Raw genomic sequence first — 1,716 nt, forward strand, 5'->3', positions numbered from 1 at the left:
TTTTAAAGTTTCTTCTTTCTTATTATGCGCAACAATTTTTGTATACATGAAATATACAAGTGATAATAGTAAGACGAGAATGATTGTTCTTTTTATGTATACAATCGGCCGACGTGCTTTCCCATTCGCATTATTTTTTTCCTGATCCATAATTGCTTTTTTCCCCTTACTCACCAATAATTTAATTCCTCTACTAAAGATTTTTTTTAGTAGATTATGGATAAACCATTCTATATCATCCCTACTTTATCACGCACTGCACATATTACCAACCTATATATACAAAAAAGAAAAAGAAAATTTACAAAAGTAAGATTCCCGTTAAATTGTTAACAAAAAAAAGAGGATATCCTCTAAAAAATTGATGTTATCAATCTTTTTGGACATCCTCTTATCTCATTATTTATACGTGTTTTTTCATATCATCGGCAACAGATTCAACATTTGTACCTACGATAACTTGTACACTTGTATTACTTAATTTCATAACACCTTTTGCACCAGCACGTTTTAATGCTGCTTCATTTACTTGACCAGCATCTTTTACTTGTAAGCGTAGACGTGTTGCACAGTTATCAATAACTGTTAAGTTTTCTTTTCCACCTAAAGCCGCTACGTAAGTTTCACCAATTGAACCTGCAACTGGAGCTTCTTCACCTTCAGCTACTTCCTCTTCGTCTTCACGACCAGGAGTTTTTAAATCGAACTTCTTAATTAAGAAGTAGAATACAACGAAATAAATTACTGCGTAAATTAAACCGACTCCCGCAAGTAATACTGGTTTTGTTGCAATACCGAAGTTTAAGAAGTAATCGATTGCACCGGCACTAAATGTGAAACCATCGTGAATGCCAAGTGTTGTTGTAATGAATAGAGACAGACCTGTTAATACAGCATGAATACCATATAATACTGGTGATAAGAACATGAATGAGAATTCAATTGGTTCTGTAATACCAGTTAAGAATGAAGTTAATGCTAGACCACCTAACATACCTGTAACCATTTTACGTTTTTCTGGTTTAGCAGCCGCAATCATTGCGAAACATGCTGCTGGTAAACCGAACATCATAACTGGGAAGAAACCAGTCATAAACATACCCGCTGTTTTATCTCCTGCAAGGAAGCGAGCAATATCACCATTTACAACATTACCTGCTGCATTTGTAAAGTCACCAAGTACGAACCAGAAGTATGTGTTCATTACGTGATGTAAACCGATTGGAATTAATAGACGGTTTAATAAACCAAATAGACCTGAACCAACTGCCCCTAGATTAACAATTCCATGAGCTAATGCATCGATAGCATTTTGAATTGCTGGCCAAATTTGTGCGAATAGAATTCCTAATAGTAACATCACAACCGATGTAACAATTGGGACGAAACGTTTTCCAGCAAAGAACCCTAACCATTCTGGAAGTTTAATCTTATGGAATTTATTATAAAGAAGTCCCGCTATAACACCGACAATGATACCACCTAAAACTTTCATATCCACTTTAGTCGATAATTCGGCTGCCTTAGATACTTGTGTCATTGTATCTGCAAGCTTAGATGGATCTACATTAGCGCTATTACCTATTAAATCTTGGACTTTGCCTAATTTATCTTGTAATTCTACAGTAGAATATCCCTTACTAAGTGCATCAATACTGTTTTTCATAACTAGATAACCAATTGCACCTGCAAGACCTGCTGCACCACTACCATCAA

General features: G+C 35.3%; 1 protein-coding gene and 1 pseudogene. Both read right to left on the reverse strand.

The genetic code is table 11. The features are described 5' to 3' along the window. Positions 1-177, reverse strand: a pseudogene (locus MR170_RS30485) (serine hydrolase domain-containing protein); the annotation flags it as partial. A gap of 226 nt (positions 178-403) precedes the next feature. Next, the coding region (locus tag MR170_RS30490) for a PTS transporter subunit EIIC (RefSeq protein WP_242310620.1) at positions 404-1,716 on the reverse strand (1,313 nt) is incomplete at its 5' end.

The organism is Bacillus cereus group sp. BfR-BA-01524 (assembly GCF_022662595.1).
GTDB classification, from domain to species: Bacteria; Bacillota; Bacilli; order Bacillales; family Bacillaceae_G; genus Bacillus_A; species Bacillus_A thuringiensis_S.